Source organism: Pseudoalteromonas sp. DL2-H2.2 (genome assembly GCF_021532535.1).
GTDB classification, from domain to species: Bacteria; Pseudomonadota; Gammaproteobacteria; order Enterobacterales; family Alteromonadaceae; genus Pseudoalteromonas; species Pseudoalteromonas rubra_A.
Window position 1 is genome coordinate 21,386 of record NZ_JAKGBD010000013.1, and the last position, 20,450, is coordinate 41,835.

At 50.3% G+C, this 20,450-nt stretch carries 11 protein-coding genes; 7 read left to right on the top strand and 4 right to left on the bottom strand.

The features are described from left to right. Window positions 1-218 precede the first annotated feature (218 nt). From L1285_RS18755 to L1285_RS18780, 6 genes are read left to right on the top strand one after another with little or no spacing between them, the layout of a single operon-like run. A complete protein-coding gene (locus L1285_RS18755) occupies window positions 219-1,532 on the top strand; it encodes a tetratricopeptide repeat protein (protein ID WP_235413687.1) in 1,314 nt (437 codons plus the stop codon). After that, window positions 1,522-2,784 carry a FecR family protein gene (locus tag L1285_RS18760; RefSeq protein ID WP_235413688.1) on the top strand — a complete coding sequence of 421 codons (1,263 nt, stop codon included), beginning with the start codon at window positions 1,522-1,524 and terminating at the stop codon, window positions 2,782-2,784. The genes L1285_RS18755 and L1285_RS18760 overlap by 11 nt, the downstream gene beginning before the upstream one ends. 11 nt (window positions 2,785-2,795) lie before the next feature. Further along, the gene (locus L1285_RS18765) at window positions 2,796-8,606 is read left to right on the top strand and encodes an Ig-like domain-containing protein (protein WP_235413690.1); all 5,811 of its coding nucleotides are present in this window, start codon (window positions 2,796-2,798) and stop codon (window positions 8,604-8,606) included. A 33-nt stretch (window positions 8,607-8,639) separates the two neighbouring features. Then, entirely contained in the window at window positions 8,640-9,458 is an 819-nt protein-coding gene (locus L1285_RS18770; RefSeq protein ID WP_235413691.1) for an MBL fold metallo-hydrolase, read from the top strand. Then, a complete protein-coding gene (locus tag L1285_RS18775) occupies window positions 9,455-11,683 on the top strand; it encodes a CHASE2 domain-containing protein (RefSeq protein ID WP_235413692.1) in 2,229 nt (742 codons plus the stop codon). Before L1285_RS18770 ends, L1285_RS18775 begins: the two co-directional genes overlap by 4 nt. Window positions 11,684-11,693: 10 nt before the next feature. Beyond that, window positions 11,694-13,352 carry a GAF and HD-GYP domain-containing protein gene (locus L1285_RS18780; RefSeq protein WP_235413693.1) on the top strand — a complete coding sequence of 553 codons (1,659 nt, stop codon included), beginning with the start codon at window positions 11,694-11,696 and terminating at the stop codon, window positions 13,350-13,352. 972 nt (window positions 13,353-14,324) lie between these two features. Here L1285_RS18780 and L1285_RS18785 read toward each other — a convergent pair. From L1285_RS18785 to L1285_RS18800, 4 genes are all read right to left on the bottom strand, one after another. Further along, a complete protein-coding gene (locus L1285_RS18785) occupies window positions 14,325-16,511 on the bottom strand; it encodes a winged helix-turn-helix domain-containing protein (protein WP_235413694.1) in 2,187 nt (728 codons plus the stop codon). 454 nt (window positions 16,512-16,965) lie between these two features. Then, a complete protein-coding gene (locus tag L1285_RS18790) occupies window positions 16,966-17,136 on the bottom strand; it encodes a hypothetical protein (RefSeq protein WP_235413695.1) in 171 nt (56 codons plus the stop codon). Window positions 17,137-17,222: 86 nt separating this feature from the next. Continuing rightward, entirely contained in the window at window positions 17,223-18,263 is a 1,041-nt protein-coding gene (gene rsgA / locus L1285_RS18795) for a ribosome small subunit-dependent GTPase A (protein WP_235413696.1), read from the bottom strand. Between the two features lie 407 nt (window positions 18,264-18,670). Beyond that, window positions 18,671-19,570: a response regulator gene (locus L1285_RS18800; protein ID WP_235413697.1), complete on the bottom strand. Its 900-nt coding sequence runs from the start codon at window positions 19,568-19,570 to the stop codon at window positions 18,671-18,673. Window positions 19,571-19,669: 99 nt separating this feature from the next. Between L1285_RS18800 and L1285_RS18805 the strand changes: the two genes are divergently transcribed. Then, entirely contained in the window at window positions 19,670-20,440 is a 771-nt protein-coding gene (locus L1285_RS18805) for a chromosome partitioning protein ParA (RefSeq protein ID WP_235413699.1), read from the top strand. The last annotated feature ends 10 nt before the right edge of the window (window positions 20,441-20,450 follow it).

A 20,450-nucleotide genomic window follows, 5' to 3' on the forward strand; every position in this document is an offset into this window, starting at 1 on the left:
CACTGTCTATAATTTAATCACACTCTCTTGGTCCGTTAACTTAAAACTGATAGAGGTTAAGCGGTTATGCCTTTACCAGTGATACTGTGGCGCGTTGTCGGTGGCTTTATATATGGCAACTTAAGGTCGCCGCTGCACTGTGCCTGAGTATTAAATAATGCTTACAAACAAAGTTGACCGGCAGTACCAGAGAATAATCGAACCTTGGGTGATCTGTTATGCAGCTATTACTTCATCGCGCGTTTATTCCGGTCGTTTTACTGGTTGGACTGCACAATAGTGCCGCTCTGGCCGCAGCGACGCCGCTCACACAACTCAAATCAGCACTGGATCAGGGCCAGTTTGAACAAGCCTACGCACTGGCGCAGTCACACTTCGAAACCGCCGCAGGCGATGCTGAATTCGACTTTTTGTACGCCAGAGCCGCGCTCGAAACGGGCCATTATAACGAGGCCGTTTTTGCCCTTGAGCGCGTGCTTGCTGTCAAGCCTAACCACCAGTCGAGCCTGTACTTGCTTGGCTTAACCTATAACAAGCAAAAGAACTACCCACAAGCAGCCAGCACATTCAACAGCCTGCTCGCGACCTCACTCAGCGATGAATTCAGACAAAGAGTTGAGCGCGCGCTGGATGCCATTGAGGACAATCAGGCCAGTATGGCGCAACAGCTCAAGCATCGGGTATCACTGGCGTTGGGTCACGACAGTAACGTCAACAGTGGGACCACCGATGACCGTATTGTGATTGGCGGCCTGCCAATTTTACTCGATGACAGCAGTCGCGAAGCCTCAGATGCCTTTGCCCGCACCAGCTACCGTTTTGATGGCCGCTGGCAACAAACTCAGCACCAGGCATGGCGGGCCAATATACAACTGTCGGATCAACGCCATCAGGACAGTGATGAATTCGACAGAACCCAGCTCAGCGCCAATGTCAGCTATGTTCAGGATATCGATGACCTGCAGCTTCATGTAGGCGCGCAGTTGGGTGTAATGTCACTCGATTCGGCAACTTATCAGCAGGATGCCGGCGTGTTTGGCGCTCTCAGATATGCCATTGATGAACACTGGGCAGCCACACTGAATATCAGTGCGTTTAACCTCAATAACGTCAGAGACAGCGAGCTCGACAGTCGTCTTTATACCTCCGGGTTCGCCATCAGTCGTGCGGCCCGCAACTGGCTGGTCCGTGTCAGCGCAGGATATACCTGGCAGCCAGCAGAAGAGCCGACAGCAGAGCACTATGCGCGCGATTACGCTCATATAAGCGCCGCTTTGGTATATCGGCTCAATGATGCACACCGCCTTAACGCCAGGGTGCAGTACCGTGATATAGAGCATCGCGCAGCACATCCCTTCTTTTTACAGGTGCGGGACGAAACGCTCCACATCGCTCACCTGGGCTGGGTATACCAGATCACCCCCGCCTGGGGCCTGGAAACCAAGCTGGCTTATTACGACAAAGACAGCTCACTGCAACTGTACAGTTATGATCGCACTGAATGGTCTTTAGGAGTACATTATGATTTCTAATCCTCGCATCCGCTGGCAGCCACTCAGACACGCCACACAGTTGACTTTGCTGCTGTCCAGCTTGCTAACCGCTCATACCAGTATCGCAGCTCCGGCGGGCAAAACCCTGATGTCACGGGGGCAGGTAGTAGCGACCGCCAGCGACAGCGCCGCGCAGCGGACGCTCAAACGCCGCAGCCCGGTATTTGATGTTGATGTGGTCAATACCGGCCAGCAAAGCAATGCGCAGCTGCGTATGCAAGATGGCGCCCTGATCGCGCTGAAAGAAAACACCCAGCTCATTATCAATGAATATACCGGCGCTTCCGAGGAGGATGGCTCGGTGGTGATGGAGCTGGTAACAGGCGGGTTACGCACCATCACGGGTAAAATAAAAGGCAATAAAGACAATTACCAGCTACGCACCCCGGTGGGCAGTATCGGGATCCGTGGCACCCACTATGAAGTGGAATGGCAGGGCGATACCTTACTGCTGGCTGTCTGGGATGGCACCATTGAGGTGGATATCAATGACGAACCATTACTGCTGGGCCAGGAAGGGAATTTCTCCTTTGCCACGGTCAGCCAAAGTGGCGAAGTCACTCCGCTGCTCGCGCCACCACAACAACTGTCACGCCTGACACCCAGCGCTCAGGCAGCCGCCGGCGGCAGCGATCCGGATGCACAAGACGATGCCGCTAATACGTCAGACACCAGCGAGTTGGATGATGCCCCTGGCGAGACAACTACACTGGCCATAGCACAAGCTCCGGTTGCCACGGCTCCCGCCTCTGAAGCTGCTTTTGAAGCCGCCTTACCGGATGTTGGCCGTGATATCTCAGAAAACAGCTTTATCACTGAGGAAAACCTCGACACAGTGGGGATTGATCCACTCGAAGATCTGCTGGCCGAACGTACCGGAACTGCATTGTATTCACAGCTGGAGCGCGCCGAGTTTAGCGCTTCCGCAGGTGCCGTCAGCAATATTCAGATGCAGATCAACGTCGACTTTGACAACGGGACTGTGCCACAAGGCGTTTTGTCTTTTAACGATCAGCAGGGCGAGTGGTTTGCCGCCTTTAACGGCCTGATAGACGCCAACGGCATGACCTTAGGGGTGAACTTTGCGTCACACGGGCAAAACCTCGCTGAAGGCACGATCGACACTCAGTTTAGCGATGAGCTGAACAAGTTACGTGGCAACTTTAATTTGAATGAAATTGATGAGCCGAGTGTCACCGCTTCGGGCTTGTTTATTTTGAGTCAACCGTAGGGGGATGGGGGATGAAGCGCTCGCAATTACACCAACTGGGCATTCTGACACTACTTTGCGCCGGGCTGTTAACGGGTTGCTCAGGCGATGGTGACAAGGCAACCACCACATCAGCAACCCCTGATGCAGGCACACCACCGACACAAGATCACAGCGATCAGCAACCAGATGCGCCATCAGGCCAGGCAAACCTGATCCCTTTTGACTACCAGGCCAGATTTGCTAACCGTAACCTTGCCGCCCGCCAGGTAGTCAATACGCAATTCGTTAATGGTACCGGCACTGTGCTTTTCCCGGAAAATCAAAGTACTTACCGGGGCAACCTGACCGTCTCTCTGGATGCCATTACCGATCCCGATGGGGTGAGCCGGGTGCTACTTGGCTTTGAAAACGCGCAACAGGCTCAGGTTTTGTGCGATGGCAATTGCAGCGATCCATTCGCGTTTACGGAAACAGGGATAAACCCGGCCAACTTCTCACAACAACCCGGCAGTCTGCAATTACAGGTCTGGGTAGAAGACAACGGCGGCAATCTGAGCACCGTTGCCACCCAGCAAATCACCTGGTTACCACGCAGCATCGCATTTAACAGCACCCCACGCAGCGACGGCAACGCAGCGCTCGACTGGCAACCATTGCCCAGCTTTTTACGCTATAACGCGTATCTGGCAGAGTCGCCCATTGATGATGTACGCACCATCACTACCTTGCCGGGCGCTCAGCGGGTCATTGCCCTGACCGACTCCACTCATACCTTCAGCGGCTTAGACCCCCAAAAACACTACTACACCCGGATCACCGGCATAGATGGCAGCGGTGAAAGCGCTTTTAGCGAATCACGGATGCTGGCAGCCACCAATCTAATCACCCCGGTGGCCATTGCTGACAGCTTTAGCGGCGTACAATTTGAATCTATTACAGGCAACCTGCTTAGCAACGATAACGCCAATGGCCTGACGCCACTGACACTGGTCACTACCCCAGTGCGGGTCCCGCAAAACGGCACCGTAACGCTGTTTGCCGACGGCCGCTTTACCTATGTCCCCCGGGAGGCCTTTTTTGGTAGCGACAGCTTTCGCTACCGTATCGTGAACAGCCAGGGGGTGACTGCCGAGGCCGAGGTGAGCTTGCTGATTGAACGCGTCAATCAGGATCCCATCGCCTTTGACAATCACTACGCACTGGCACAAAACAGCGTGCTGACCATCAGCGGCACAGGTTTACTGGTCAATGACTTCGACTTCGATGGCGATGCACTCACGGTGAACACCACACCAGTGACGGATGTGCAACATGGAACGCTGACACTCAATTCGGATGGCAGTTTTAGCTACCAACCCGAGCCGGAGTTTATTGGCACAGACAGCTTTGAATACCGCGTAGAAGATGGCAATGGCGGCTCAAACACGGCCACCATCACACTACTTATCGAAACCGAAGTCAGTAACTTCCCTCCGGTTGCCGTGAATGACAACTACCAGACCAATGAAGATGAGCAGCTGTTTGTTGAGCTCCCTGGCGTGTTGGAAAACGACAGCGACGCCGATGAAGATCCGCTCACTTTATCAATTATTGAACAGCCCAACATGGGCACGCTGGAACTCAGCGAAACAGGCAGCTTTCGCTATACCCCGCAGCAGAACAGTTACGGTCAAGACTATTTTGTGTATCAGATAGACGACGGCACAGCCAGCGTACAAGCGTTTGTGATAATTGAAGTTATTGCCGTGAATGACGCGCCGCTGGCCAGCGACGACAGTGTGACCGTGGCACAGGGGCAAGCCATCAGCGTTTTAGTCGCAGCCAATGACCAGGATATTGATGGCAGCCTGGACCTGACCAGCCTGGCCCTGGTTGAAGGGCCCAGTCATGGCAGCGTTAGCCTGAGCAGCGACAATACCCATTTTATCTATCAAAGTGACGCCGACTATCGCGGCAGTGACAGTTTTACCTACCAAATTAAGGACGATTTGGGTGCCGTTTCTAATATCGCGAATGTGTTTATTGAAGTGACGGGAGACAATATCGCCCCGGTCGCCGCAGATGACAGCGCAACAACACAGCAAGAAAGTCCAGTCACCATAGATGTGCTGGCCAACGACAGCGACAGCGATGGCAGCCTGAATTACAACAGCCTGAGCGTGGCGACGGCACCTGCAAATGGCAGTGTGGCACTCGATACGGTGAGTCTGGGTGGCTTTATTTACACCCCAAATAATGGCTTCTCGGGCAGTGATACCTTTACTTATCAGGTACAAGACAATGAAGGCAGTGTATCTAACGCAGCAACGGTGACTATCACGGTTGAGCGACTGAATATGGCCCCCGTAGCCGGCAACGACAGCGCCTCCGTCGAAATTGCCCAATCCGTTACCATCGCAGTACTAGATAACGACAGTGACACCGATGGCACAGTGCAAGCTGGCACTGTTGAGATAGTGCAAAGTCCGCTAATGGGCAGCACAGAGATCAGTAGCAACGGGGCAATCACCTATATGCATTCCGGCACTTCTGAAGGGGAAGACACCTTTACCTATCGTGTCCAGGACAACCTAGGCGCGTTCTCTAACACCGCCACTGTGACCATCACTATCACGGCCCCGGATACCACCCCGGTGGCCGTGAATGATAGTGCGCAAACCGACAAAAATGTCGCCGTGGATATCACCATATTGAATAATGATCAGGCCCAGGGGCGCGACCTGCTGATCAGCAGCATTGCAATAGTGACAGCGCCCAGCCATGGCAGCGTGTCAATCGATAGCAGCAGCGGCGCGGCACAGTACAATCCTCAGTTTAACTTTGTCGGTGATGACAGCTTTAGCTACACAGTGAGTAACGATCTGGCCGAAACATCCAATGTTGCCACCGTGACTGTTACCGTCAATAACAAAAACTACGCGCCTTCTGTGGAGCCCGGCTCGGCAGAGATAGAAACCAATATCAGCAACGGTGCGCAGGTTTTGCAGATCAGTGCCTCAGATCCGGATGGCGATACCCTCAGCTATCAACTCTCTGGTACCAATGCGGCGCTGTTCTCAGTTGATAGCGCAGGTAAAGTCACCGTTGCCGATGCAGAGCAACTTGCCAGCAATGGCGCACAAACCTATGTGCTGACGGTCACCGTCTGTGACTTGGGCACACCCCAGCTCTGCGCCGAAAGCGAGATCAGTATTTTTGTTACCCAGTCCGCACCGCGTTACATTGCGACTAAGCGCAGTGAATTTGGCAATGATGGCAGCTTAACATTAGCGCTAAACGCCAGCCTTGAGTTCCATAGCCCGGGGCAGACAATTTTACAAAGCGATGGCAAGTTAGTCAGTGTCGGAGCCGTGGGTCATTATAATGATACAGCCAAACGCAATATCCATCGTGCGTACGTCAGCAGACAGCTCAGTAATGGCCAGCCGGATAATGGCTTTGCCGTATCGGGTAACTTTGACAGTGACTTCGGTATCGTCATTGACGGCATACCTCATGATGTTTGGGCAAAAGTTGCAACCATCGACGATCAAGGGCGTATTTATGTCGCCGGGTATGTCAGCTTCGCAGAACCAAATGAAACGGTCAGTTCGCAGCAGTTATTGCTGTTCCGTTTACTGGGTAACGGTACTTTGGATACCAGTTATGCCAATGGTAATGGTTATATGACGTTACCGCTGGGCAGCAATGTCTTTGTGACCCCGGTTGCCATTGCGCTGGAAGACAATGAAACAGTCACTGTCCTGAGTAATATCAGCGCCACCAGCACTGCCACCTCAGGCACAGTCACGCTATCCAGGATCACGGCACAAGGCGAAGTCTCTGCAACCCAAAGTCTGGCAGAAACACCCACCAAATATGCACGTGGCATGGTTACCTTACCTTCCGGGGACTATCTGGTGTTTGGTGAGATCACCTCAGATACAACTGCCGAGGACGTCATGCTAATGCGCTTTACCCAAAGCTCGCTAGAACCAGACACGACCTTTCAAAATAATGGCTTATTACAGATAGATGTAACTGATTTTACCGGTGTGAAATACAAAGACACAACCCAGCAGGTACTGATAAAAGACGCAAACACGCTCCTGGTGACCGGTGCTACAGAACTGGGGAGCTTAGGTGAAGTGTCTGCCTATATACTGCAACTCAGTATGGACGGCGTACTTGATAGTTCTTTTGCCGGTAACGGTAAACGTGTTTACCAGCTGAATGAACTGCCAACCGACTCGGCTAATGATATATCCAGCTACGACGCCACAGGTATAGGAATAACGGCTGACAGCGATACTTACTATCTTGCCATCCAACGCAGTTTCTTTGGCACTAACCAAGCAGTACAAGTGATTAAAGTGGGCCTCAATGGTGATGTTGATACAAATTGGCTGCCAGGCAACAACGGCTTCAGTATTTATCACAGCACCGGGCTCAAGGCACTCGGCATGCTGGAAACACAAGGCGGTCTGTTGCTCTGTGGCCAGAAATTTAGCCGGTTGGGTAATAACTACCTGTCAGATCACTGGCTCGGCGAAGTGGCCACAACCGCTGAGTTTAACCAGAACTTTGGTACATTTGGCCAACGCTCTGTTAGCGTCGGTCGTCGTGATGAAACCTTCGTTGCCGGGAAAACGTCCAGCTTTAGTGCATCACTGGGGCACCTTCTGCTCGCCGGTCAGGCGGATAACTACCAAAGCACACCACAAGCCATCCCCTACGTCATGAAACTGGATACCACAGGCCAAAGAACCAGCAGCTTTGCCAATCTTGGCATGCTCTCTACAGTGCCGACCGAGGTTGCAGCTGAGCCTTTCATGGAAGATAACTATATATCCAGTGCAACGCTAGGGGCCATCAGCGAAGAGAGCTCTGGTGCTATCTTGCTTAGCGCCTCAGGCACTTTATCTAGCTATGACGGTCCTGAACAGCATAAGGCGTCCCTGAGCAAGTTCACTAACCTTGGTGCACTAGACTCAGGTTTCGCCAGTAACGGAGTGCTCTTCCTGACGACCAGTGAATATAAATCGAATGCCTCATCCCTGGACCTTACACAACTCATTCCACTACCCAGTGGCGATATTCTGGCTCTGGGGCAGTTACAGACGGATCCAGCCTGCTACACCCACAGTATGGCCTTCGTCATTTCCAGTTCAGGAGCCTTATCGAATTTCTTTGAGTACAGTGTCCCTGTTACGCACAGTTGCAGCGCCAATGCACACAAAGTATCTATGATCCATACTGTAGGGAGCGCCCTGGTTGGCGTTGGTCAGAGCCAGCCGGGACCCACACCGCCGCAGTTGCTGCTTGCCAAGGCCAGCGTGACAGGCACACCAGATACCAGCTTTGGGACAGACGGCCTGGCCTTGCTGGATATTGGCCTGAGCGCGGGAGATGACATCACCCTGAAAGGATCGGTGGTCGATGCCAGCCAGGGCTTTATTGTCTTTGGCTACGCGGGGAACAGTAACTTTGTAGTGCGGGTGACCAGCTCGGGGGCACTCGATACCAGCTTTGCCGATGGTGGTGTGCTTAAGTTTGAGCAACTGTCAGGTGAAACAGTGCGACTGCATCAGGCCTGGATAGATAGCAACGGCAAATTATTATTGTTTGCCCAATCCAGCAACTCTAACGCTTTATATGTTGGACAGTTACTTCTGAGCGAATCACCAGGTAGCTGGGATACCAGCTTTGATGAGGATGGCGCCCAGTTGTTCAGTAGCACAGTTAGTGGCGAGCTGAAAACGGTACTACAACAAAGCAGCAGTACAGAGTTTGTCTTTGTAATACAGCAGTCGTCTCCCGCCAGGGTGAGTTTACAAGCCGGCCAGGTAGTTCAACAGTGACAAAGTAAGTTAAACGTCACCAAAGGGTTAGGTATGAAAATAAAGTTTTATGGTGTGCGGGGGTCAACCCCCACACCTGGCCCAACAACCGTGCACTATGGGGGTAACACAGTGTGTGTCACCCTTGAAAGCGACGCCGGTAAGCGCATCATTCTGGATGCAGGTACCGGGCTGAGAATACTGGGCCAGGAGTTGATGCATGTCCGCCAGCCTTTCTATATTTTATTGAGCCACAATCACTGGGATCATATTCAGGGCTTTCCCTTTTTTATTCCTGCATACATTGCCAAGCGTCAGATCACTATAGTGCCCGGTGTCACCGAAGAGCACGCCCCGGACGCCATCTTAAAACAAATGCTGGGGAGCTACTTTCCCGTGCCGCACACCACTTTAGCGGCTGACATTCAGGTTGTGCCGCAGGCTCAGGACCACTGGCACTACGAGTGCTTTGATATTCAACGCTGCGCAATGAACCACCCAGGCGGTGGCAGCGCCTACCGGATAGCCGCTGACGGCATTGACATAGTCTATGCTACCGACAATGAGCTCAATCCACCTGGCCTGCCTGTCACCTCATTTCAGCAATGGGTGGACTTTGTCAAAGGCGCAGATTATTTGATCCACGATGGTCAGTTTGTACCGGATGACTACCCACTCAAACATGGCTGGGGACATTCCCTCATCAAAGATGCCCTGCTGCTGGCCGAGCAAGGCGCGGTGAAGCACCTTGTTTTAATCAGCCACGACCCGGACCGCAGTGACACAGCCTTGGATCAGATAGCGGCGGATATTAAGCGTCAGAACAGGCCCTTTACCACGATTCTGGCACGCGAGGGACTGACTCTGCCATGAGTCTCCCGCGATTGTGGCGTAAATACTATCAGCAATGGCTGTGCGGCATTTGCCTTATCGCCCTTTTTATCCTGCTGCAACTGCTGACTCTGTCTCCCGCCTCGCCCTATGGCGATGCACTGAAACGTCTTGAAGGCCTGGGTTATGATCTGCGCCTTAAATCAACACTCTCTATGCAGTCTCGCTCTTTTTTACCGATCGTGATTGTCGATATTGACGAGCCCAGTCTGAAACAAATTGGCCGTTTTCCCTGGAGCCGTCATGTGATGGCACGCATGCAATCTCAGCTGGCCGATGCTGGTGTCGCTGTGATTGCCTACGATATCTTGTTTTCCGAACCGGAATTGAACCCTGCACAACAAGTGCTGGGGCACCTCAGCAATACGGCTACGCCAGACGTTACACACGCATTAAACGCTCTGGCACCGAGTATTGACGCCGACGAGGCATTTGCCAGCCGTCTTCAGGATACAGATACCGTACTTGGCCTGCTGTTTGAGCATCAACCTGAGATCCAGGTAGGCACATTGCCTGAAACCATATTTTTCAGCACCATTTCTGCCACCGCCTTGCCCGTTCCGTCCTTTGCCGGACATGTCGCCAATGTCACAGAATTACAGCAAAATAGCCCGGGGAGTGGCTTTATTAACAGCGCGCCCGACAGCGATGGGTTTATTCGCAATTCTATGCTGCTGGCCAGACATCAGGGGCAGCTCTATCCGGCACTGGCACTGGAAGCCGCGCGGCTTTATACCATGGCCGAGCAGGTTGAAGTGGTCACTAAGCCCTTTGGTACAGGGCATAGTGTGGCCGGGATCAGGCTGGGTACTGCACTGATACCGACGGATGACTATGGCCGGGTAAGTGTGCCCTATCGTGGCCCGGCTTTTAGCTTTCCCTATGTCTCTGCCGCAGACGTATTGAATGGTGAAATTGATAGAGATTTGTTTGATCAGGCGATTGTGTTTGTCGGCACGTCTGCCGTTGGCCACGCCGACCTGCGAACAACCCCTGTGGGCGTGCAATACCCCGGTGTGGAAGTGCATGCGAATGTCCTTGAAGGCCTGGTGTTTCCGGAGCTGTTACCAAGCAGACCAAACTGGATGGATGGCGCCGTCATTATGCTGTTGTTGTTACTGGGCTTTCTGTGCGTTCTGGTTTTGCCCAGACTCGAGGTGCTCGGGATAGCGGTCTTTACACTCTGCCTGAGCGCCTTATTTATTTTACTGAGTATCTACTTATGGGTTGCCCTCAGGCTGGATTTACCTCAAGTTGCCATTCTGGCCATGTTAGTCAGTCAGGCGATGATCCTCGGCAGCCTGGGTTTTGTTAGGGAACACAAAGAGCGGCTCCAGATCAAATCAATCTTTGACCAATATGTGCCACCGGCCCATATTCAGGCCATGCTGGATAACCCGGACAGCGTTTCAATGGAGGGTGAAAAGCGTGATATTACTGTGCTGTTTGCCGATATTCGCTCCTTTACCACCATCTCAGAATCCCTCGATGCCGGGCGGCTCAAGTCTTATCTTAACCAGTACTTTTCGCCCATAACGCGGATCATCTTCGAGCACCAGGGCACCATAGACAAATATGTCGGTGATATGGTGATGGCCTTTTGGAATGCACCACTGCCTGTTGAACAACATCCGGAGCTGGCAGTACGCTGTGCCATGGCTATGCAAGAACAGGTGGAAGCGCTACAGGCCCCGATGCGCGAGCAGTCCTTGCCTCCTTTTAAAATTGGCATTGGTCTCAATACCGGAGATATGAACGTGGGCGATATGGGCTCTGAGTATCGTCGTGCCTATACCGTTCTGGGCGATGCGGTTAATCTGGGCTCCCGCCTTGAGGGCCTGACCAAGTTCTATGGCGTCGGGATCCTGATCAATGAAACCACCCATGCCCAATGTCCGGGCCTGATATGTCGCCCCATTGATAAGGTTAAAGTCAAAGGTAAAAACCAGGCAGTGACCGTGTATGAGCCGATTTGTAACCAAGATGCGATCACCCCTGAAATAAGCGATGAACTGGAGGCCCATAAGCAGGCCTGGTCACTTTATTTATCGCAACAATGGCAGCAGGCACTGTCAGCTTTTACTAAACTTAAAGAACGCGCACCAGAGCGAAAAATTTATACGCTAATGAGCGAGCGGATCCTGGTATTACAGGCAAATCCGCCCGGTGCGCAGTGGGATGGCAGCTACACCCATACATCGAAATAGCAGGTGAGTTATGGAACAGCATATTCGAAACATCGCAAGTAAGTTTGAGCAGGCAGGTTCGCAAGTTGCACTACAACACCTGCTCAAACTGGCCATTGAGCTGGCATCTGAGCACGATACCGACAGGTTGCTGGAAAACATCCTGCTCTCTGCTATGGAGCTCAGCGCCACCGACGGCGGTACAATTTATTCCGTATCTGACGACATGCAATTGCAGTTTGCCACGCTGATAAACGGTCCTCTGGATATGCATATGGGCGGTACGTCGAAGCAGCCGATCCCGTTTCCTCCTATCCCCATCTATCTGGAAAATGGCCAGTGTAACGAAAGCGCGCTGGTCGCACTGGCTGCGGCAAAACGCGAGGTGATTAAAATAGACGATGTCTATCAATGTGAGGAATACGACCTCTCGGCAGCGCGGGCAATGGATGCCAAAACCGGGTATCACACTCAGTCTGTATTGACTATTCCATTACTTAACCATGAGCAAGAGCTCAATGGCGTATTACAGCTCATTAACCCACACAGTAAAGGGCTAATAGTTCCTTTTTCACAGCAGCAAACGGAGATGATTTGCTCTATTGGTGCACTGGCCGCTGTGGCACTGACTAACCGCCAGTTGATTGATGGTATGGAAACGCTGTTTCAAGCCTTTACCCGCTTGATAGCAAAAGCCATTGACGAAAAATCACCTTATACCGGTGGCCACTGTCGCCGGGTGCCAGAGCTCACTATGATGATTGCTGAAGCAGTGCACGAGGCGCAATCAGGCCCCATGGCCGACTTCTCAATGACCGAAGCCGACAGGGCTGAGTTGTCGTTAGCAGGCTGGCTACACGATTGTGGCAAGATTGCCATCCCCGAGTATGTGATGGATAAAGCCACCAAACTGGAGTCGGTGAACGACAGAATCGCTCTGATTGATACCAGAATTGAGCTGGCAAAGCGGGATCTCGAACTCGACTATACCAAGCGCATACTCAGTTTTGAGCGAGATGATGAGCAGGCACAGGTTAACCAGCTAAGCGCTGAATTAGAAGAAAAACTTACCCAGTTAGAGCAAGATCGACAATTTTTGCGCCACGCCAACATAGGAGGTGAGTTTATGCGTGAAGAAGATCAGCAGCGCGTTAAGCGCATCGCCGAGCAAACGTCGGTCAGGATCGGTACAGAAGAGCACCCCTTACTGACTGACAATGAAGTCTATAATCTCAGTATAGCGCGCGGCACATTGACCTCTGAAGAGCGCCAGATCATCAACCGGCACATGGATATCACGCTGGAAATGCTCGAAGCGCTCCCCTTTCCTAAACATTTACGTCGCGTGCCGGAATTTGCTGGCGGCCATCATGAAAAAATGGACGGCACAGGCTATCCAAGAGGACTGACACGCGAGCAGATGTCCATACCCGCCAGGATCATGGCCATAGCAGATATTTTCGAAGCGTTAACAGCAGCAGACCGGCCCTATAAAGATGCCAAAAAACTCAGCGAATGCCTATTTATTATGGGAAAAATGAAATTGGGGGACCACATAGACCCGGATCTGTTTGACGTCTTTGTTGAGTCAAAAGTGTATCTGAAGTATGCCAGGCAATTCCTGAAACCCATTCAGATTGACGAGGTGATCCACGAGCAGATCCCTGGATACGAGAAAAAACAGGGCTGACAAACGAACGCCGATTGAGGCGTATTGACGAGTAGCTGTGACGACTTGTCGTTTGACAACCCTACATATAGTGATGACATTGTTATTATTATTTTAGTACGGAAACAATTTTCCTGTTACAGCAAGCATAACCTGTTAATGCTATTGATGAATCTGACCAGCGACGCAGTGGCAGTAGGACCACTGCATCGCCGGCAATCACTCCCTGACGCTCATCGATCTATCCTTGTAAAAAATCCCAGAGCGCTGATACTGCATGTGACAGGCACTCACTTCAGCGCTTTCAACACTGTTCCTGTTGCTCTCCCTGTGTTGCTCTGGACATTATTGTTATTATTGTTATTGCGCCTAAATGTTGCACAGAATGCAACAAAAACCCCAAAAAAGACAACAAACCAATTTTGAGGCTTTTATTGAGCTAACACCAAGCACTGCGTTGTCGTTCCTTGTGCGCTTGGTACTTATCTCTTCCTTTCCTTGCAAGAGACATTGTCGCATGTCAACCATCTTCCCTGACAGTGTTGGCAAACTGCGCCAGACTGCAAACTCAGTTACAACCTTTCATCAATCCCTGCCCGGTTGTTGCTAACTCGGATGAAAATATAAAAACTTATCTCAATTTTCTAAACAACTGTTACATCTATTTTTTATAACCAAAAAAATAAGCCTTTATATCAAAGGCTTATTTTCTTTTTCTATTCAGTATTAATAGCAATGCTATTCCTTCGGATTAGCCACTTGTACAGGCCATTCGCAGAAAGGCCCTACGCGACACTCTTTGACTGGGCCTACATTATCGTCATTGGAAGCTAAGGAGGTTGTCGATGTCATTGATGTGCATACCACAGTCAACGCATAGGCAATACTTTTAATTGCTTGAGTCAAAATGATGATCCTTTTATTTGATTGGGTAAAGTACAATCAGAGGTCAATAATAGTTATTAGAAAGGGGACCTCTTTCAGGGATCTATGTTAGTGATTTATTGTCATTCCGACAACAGCGGTATCATTTATTTGTACAGATAAGGCCAAGGCTTTGCTGCCAGCGGCATCTGCGGATATGGTAGGATAAAATGCGTAAAGGCGATGTGCATCATGGCTGTATTCACCGGTACGCCAGTTAAGTGTATGAAGGTAAGTCTTGCGGGAATCAAATGTACTCCAGATAACAAGATCCCCCCTGACATACCAGCGGCAAATATATCTGAAGTCAATTTTATGATTAAGGGCGATTGCTTCACTGTCCAAATCACTGAAGTAATACAGTGGGCCATCACCTGCGGTTGCTTTAGCTGCTATATATCCATCGCCAACCGGGCGGATAGAGCGGTACTTAGGCAGCAGTAAAGCGCTCATTTTAGTCTCGATACTGTAACTCTGTATTTCCCATGCCCCAGCGACGTTCACGCCATAGTAGATATGCTGGTTATCCATACTAAATACGGCATCACTGGTTATTTCTGATGAGGAAGTGATGTACTCAACTTCCCTGCTTTCCATAGATAAGAGCGCTAACTTGCCCCCTTGTTTCAGCAGTATGCCTTTGGCAGCATGAGAAATGTTTAACAGCTCCAGCACTTCGTTACTGACCAAATAAGGGTCTACCTTACGTGTATCAAGTGACATCCGACCTATTGTAAAGGTCTCATTTTGCAGGATTAAAACCCATTTGTGCGCTTCAGAGCTGTCATCATAGTACATGTTTACAATCTGAGGTTCTGTATCAATGACATTCAAAACCTGGCTCTGTGCCCCAAGCGATTGCTCCAGATACAAACGATTGGCCCGAGTCAACGCTTGTTGAGTCAGGAAAATATCGGTCCCATTGTGCGAATCCATAGCACGCAACAATGTCTCTTTGTCCTCAATCAGTTTGATTTCTTCCCCTGTCTCCAGGTCGAGCTGGATAAGGCCCGTTCTGCCCAGTAACAATAGGGTTTGCAGATTTTTCCATTCCACCTTACGAATCGGTGCCTTCCTGCTATATATTAGCGTTTGCTCTTTATTTTCCAGGTTTAGCAGTACCACATGATGATGTCCCTGGCCTGCTTTTAACAAAGCTAAATGTCTCAAATCTGGAGAAATACTGACATCATACAAAGCTTCATTAGGCTCACTGAGGGTGAATAATCGAGAGTATTGGCGAGACTGTAGATCCAGCGCGTAAAGCATACTATCTTCTGCCCCAGCCTGGATCATGGGAAACAATATTTCAGTAGGGTACCGCCCTTCTGAAAGGGAACCAATAGACTCAACATCTTCAAGCAGGGTAATCTGACCCTGCTCTGGCTCTGCCATAGTCAGAGGAAGCAAACGTAAGGCTGTCTTTCCGTTTACAAAATCCACATACACCAATACCTTGTCGTTCTGAGCAAACTGTACAGAGACAACATTCACTGCATTATATGTTAGCTGCCTGGTGGTACCATTTTGTCTATCAAAAATATAGACCTGACGATCTTCCTGTATCGAGGTACGACCGCTGAAAGCAACATAACGACCATCGCTAGAAACAGAAAGATCCAGCTTTTCACCATTAAAAGACGTTACCTGATCTAAATCGGCCACCTTCACCACCTGGGCTTCCTTGATAAAGGTGCTAATTGCATCATACTTTACCCAACCCACGACCGTGGCCAACACCATGGCAAAAGCCAGCCAAGTAGTAAACCACCTCTCACCAGCGGGTTTATCAGACCCTGGGGTTAGTTCAGAAGCGCCAGAGGTTGGATTGGGGTTCGTTTTCGCACTCTCTTTGGCGCCCCCGGGTGATGTGTCATTGATGAGCACGTCATTGGGTGGCACGTCTTCTGGCTCAAGACTATCAACAGCTGCTATCTCACAAACGAGTTTGTAGCCACGTTTTGAAACCGACTTCACATAACGCGCATTGGCGATATCATTATCACCTAAAATTAGCCTGAGTTTTTTGACTGCACTGCGTACCGCAGTGTCAGACACAATGCGGTCTGACCAAACCTCTTGGTGCAGCTCTTCGATGTTTACGTATCTGTCGCGATTTTCGTACAAATACAGTAACAACGCCATGACCTTAGGCTCTATAGCAACCTCGTCAGCATCGCGATATAAAACCTGATCGCTCAGATCCAGAACAAATGCTCCGAGTTTTGTCAGTTTAATATCTTTTAGCGAAGACATGGCATTCAATCAAAGCGGTTAACTTTCCAAAAATTGATAGACGGTCAATCAGCCAAACCAAGTGATTACTCAGGGCCAATGAAGTTACCTCTGGCAAGGCATTATTTCAATAAAAAAGAATATTTTACAAATTCAAATCATCACAGAGCTCTAGACTAACAGGGAAAAGAAACGAAGTTCAACAAAAACCAGACAATATCCGCACTCTAAGCGTTAAAACCTGTTACAAATATGACGAATTATTTCAAAAATAGAAATTCTATGCTGTTATCTGCCGCACTTCACTAATTTATGTCCAGCGCCTGAAACGCGCTCCTGATTTATCGCTTACCACGTTGGTAAGTACATACATTGGCATAGATACTGAGCACATCGCTCTTTGCAAAACTGACTACCACCTGAGTGGGGGTGAAAAAAGCCGCTGAGGTTGGCGATTTTGCCCCCGCGACATGAATCAGCTCAGAAAACTGCCAACGCCGTTTTGATTATCTGTGTAGCGATGCACCAAAGATGCCCCATTAACTCGCTCATCCGTCGTTGCACATCCGGCAATCAAGCCTGTGATACCAACAGCAAGCAACTGGACTGAAAGACAGAGCCTTAAATTACGGTTCTTAAAAAGCATAATGCACCTTCAAATCAGATAGGTAAGTAGTTGTTCTATATTTAAATAGTATAAGGTCATGCCAAAGGCATGACCTCAACCCCGAACTAGCCGTCTTTTAAGCGGGCTTTGTTTTTCACCATCCGCTTCACCATCTTACCAAACGACTTCTCTTTGGCACGCCGTTGCGCCAGGCTGGATGTGTTAAACGCATTTTCCCGGTTCAGCTTGAGGTAGTTAGTAAGCCGCCTCTGGCTGAGTGCGCCAGACTCAATCGCGCCTTGTACCGCACAGCCCGGCTCCTGCTCATGCCGACAATCATTAAATCGGCATTGCTTACCCAACAATTCAATGTCAGCAAATGCCGAACTGATCCCTGTCTCGCAACCACCGAGTTGCAGCTCCCGCATGCCGGGCGTATCGAGTAACAACCCACCCGATGGCAGCGTTACCAACTCACGATGCGTGGTGGTGTGGCGCCCTTTGCCATCGTCCTCTCGGATCCCGCCGGTGCGCTGATGCTGCGTGTTCATCAGGGTATTTGTCAGCGTTGACTTCCCGACCCCAGAGGAACCAAGTAATACCACCGTCTTGCCTTCACTAAGCCAGGGAGACAAACGTTCAACACATTCGGAGGAGTGCGTATTCAGCGCCAGCACATCCAAAGCGGTGTCAAGCTGATGTACCTCACTTAGGGCCTGCTCGGCATGCGCAACTTGATCGGACTTGGTTAACACTACCACGGCTTGTGCACTCGAACTGTGTACCAGGGCCAGGTAACGCTCCAGCCGGCTGAGGTTAAAGTCTTCATTCAGTGCACACAAAATAAAGGCGGTATCAACGTTCGCCGAGATTAACTGCCACGCCAGATGCGTACCCGGCGCCTTACGCTTGAAGCAACTTTTGCGCTCCAGCAGCCTGATATATCGCAGCTCACTATCAACCAGGATCCAATCGCCCACGACGAGCGCGTCCATTGCCGGTGTTAATGGCAGAGAATAGGTCCCCGCTTCGCCTTGTGCTGAGATGCAGGACCTGTGCTGCGAGATGATCCGTAGCGGGTGAGCATCACTCCACTCTTCCAGTGTCAGTTGTTGTTGAAAATAAGGTGTCCAGCCTATTTTGGCCAGGTTCTGAAAATTGGTCATGACGACCCCCTAATACCAATTTCACTTAATACCTGTTCAATTTGACGGAGCAAACATGACGCTAACCGTGTTAAAAATTTCTCATTTAGAACAACTAAATAGCGAAATTTTTGCCTGGTTATCGAACATATTTGCTCGCCTCAAAATGGAACACTTAATTAAGCAAATTGGTATAACAATAATGTTAATAACTGAGAAAGGGGCTGTTTGCCCCGGCAGATACCGGGCGAAAAGGAGTGCTGGCTAGATTAAACTCGCTTTTAAGTTAGATTAGTTAAGGCCAGTCTGCCCGGTTGGTTTGGTTACTATCATCATTATCCTCCTGGGTGTTTTTCCGTCAATGCTGAGCACATGATATCGCAGTGCGGCGCAGAGTCAATGTCTCTTCACACCAAGGAACGGCGGCCTTACACCCCAACAATCAGCATCTTACCCTGCGCCATGCCTTCACGCTCGCAACTTAAGTCGAGCCGACTATCGAGCGGGTACTGGTATAAGCGCTCAAGTTTAGGGTGGCTTTGATATAAAACAGTGCAACTTCTGACGAACAAGCTCATTTTGCTTTGTTTATCGAGGAATGCGTACGTGGTTTTTGCCAGCGCTTCTTTACACGCCGCCATAATCTCTGGGTTTATCTGATTTAAATGTATGGCTTTGTGGGCTTCTTCTTGCGGGATCACTTGCAGGCTGCTGGCCAGCACACAAGCCGCATACACATCCAGCACGCCAATTACCCGAGGTTTCTGACTGCCGCGCTCTGCGTAAACTACCATCACACAGGGCACTTTGCTTTCATCTAATTGCTGTGCCTGAATCGGTTTTAACATCAGAGAATCGCTGATGTTTTTCTGCATCAGGCGTTCCAGCAAGTCCGTTTTGGGTAAAGCCAGTTCTTCTCGAAGCGGTACCGCTTCATCTTCACCAATCACTTCGTTGGCTTCTTGCTCCAGCACCAAAGGCATAATGGCGCTGCGCAGTGCATCATCGCTGAAAGGCTTGGACAGAAAAAATGCGCAGCCCAGTGAGGTGGCATACTCAATCTGCGTTGCATCGTCCACCGTCGAGATCATCGCCACCGGCAGCTCGGGGTGGCTGACACGGAGGGTTTCCAGCAGTTCAATGCCGGTTTTATCCGGCATGTGCCAGTCGGTCAGAATGATCTGCGGCTGCCAATCAGCTATTAGCGTCATCGCCTCATCAACACGACTTGCGCAGCGTAACAACAGCTTGCGATACTCAAACTGTTGCAGGGCCCGCCGGATGATCTCACAGGTTGCATGGCTGTCATCAACGATCAGAACTTTCATTCTTTACCCTAATGCAATTATTCTTCTTCAGTATAGGCAGAATTCTGAACGAAAACTAAACTTATCTTATTGATAAACAAACGCGGCATAACTCAGCGCATGGTTCCTCTCGAAGTTTACCAATATCTGGCAGTGAATGTAGGACTGTTGATCCTGGCGGCCTGGTTTTATATTTTATTGTTGATTTTAAGAGAGTTTCGCCACTTTGCCGGGGCTTTTTTAAACCACAAACAAAGCACACCAGAGAACGACGAACTACTGGCGCAGTGTCGCGAATCGGTCGCACGGGCCAGCCAGTTTACTCAGCAGCACAGCAAGACCATTTCAGAGCTGTTGCAGGTACAGATGACGCTGGAAAATCAGCTCTCGCAGATCCGGGCGTCCACCGCCGACCACATCACCAAAGAAGAACAAGGCTCCATTAACGAGCTCAACAAAAAACTAATCCGCTCCCATAAACTCATCAAACGCCTTAAAGGGGAACTCGATAATAGCGGCAAGAAACTGCGTCATGTCAGCTCCAAACTGGAACACCAGTTCCAGTCCACCGACACACTGCGCCAGGCCAATACCCAGCTGCAAGAAGAGATAGAACAACTTCGGCAAGACAAAGCAGGGGCATCTGACAATGCGATGAGCGACCAGCAAACACAAACCCTGCTTAACCAATACAAACGCCAGATAGAGGAGCAAAATCAGCTGATAGATCAACTCTCTGTAGAACATGAGGGCGACGGCAGCAGCGCAGAAGTCGCGGCCCTCAAAGCTGAGCTGGAACAGACCCGGCAAAAACTAACCCACCTGAGTAAAGAGAAAAACTTTGTTGAGAGCCGCTATCTTGAAGCCATCAAGCAAAATAAGCCGCAATAAACACGGCGCA

Excerpts from the sequence above, each read along its gene's own strand:
- L1285_RS18755 (WP_235413687.1), top strand. The coding sequence starts at position 219 with ATGCAGCTATTACTTCATCGCGCGTTTATTCCGGTCGTTTTACTGGTT.
- L1285_RS18800 (WP_235413697.1), bottom strand. The coding sequence starts at position 19,570 with ATGAAAGTTCTGATCGTTGATGACAGCCATGCAACCTGTGAGATCATC.
- L1285_RS18785 (WP_235413694.1), bottom strand. The coding sequence starts at position 16,511 with ATGTCTTCGCTAAAAGATATTAAACTGACAAAACTCGGAGCATTTGTT.
- L1285_RS18805 (WP_235413699.1), top strand. The coding sequence starts at position 19,670 with ATGGTTCCTCTCGAAGTTTACCAATATCTGGCAGTGAATGTAGGACTG.
- rsgA (WP_235413696.1), bottom strand. The coding sequence starts at position 18,263 with ATGACCAATTTTCAGAACCTGGCCAAAATAGGCTGGACACCTTATTTT.
- L1285_RS18760 (WP_235413688.1), top strand. The coding sequence starts at position 1,522 with ATGATTTCTAATCCTCGCATCCGCTGGCAGCCACTCAGACACGCCACA.
- L1285_RS18780 (WP_235413693.1), top strand. The coding sequence starts at position 11,694 with ATGGAACAGCATATTCGAAACATCGCAAGTAAGTTTGAGCAGGCAGGT.
- L1285_RS18775 (WP_235413692.1), top strand. The coding sequence starts at position 9,455 with ATGAGTCTCCCGCGATTGTGGCGTAAATACTATCAGCAATGGCTGTGC.
- L1285_RS18770 (WP_235413691.1), top strand. The coding sequence starts at position 8,640 with ATGAAAATAAAGTTTTATGGTGTGCGGGGGTCAACCCCCACACCTGGC.
- L1285_RS18790 (WP_235413695.1), bottom strand. The coding sequence starts at position 17,136 with ATGCTTTTTAAGAACCGTAATTTAAGGCTCTGTCTTTCAGTCCAGTTG.
- L1285_RS18765 (WP_235413690.1), top strand. The coding sequence starts at position 2,796 with ATGAAGCGCTCGCAATTACACCAACTGGGCATTCTGACACTACTTTGC.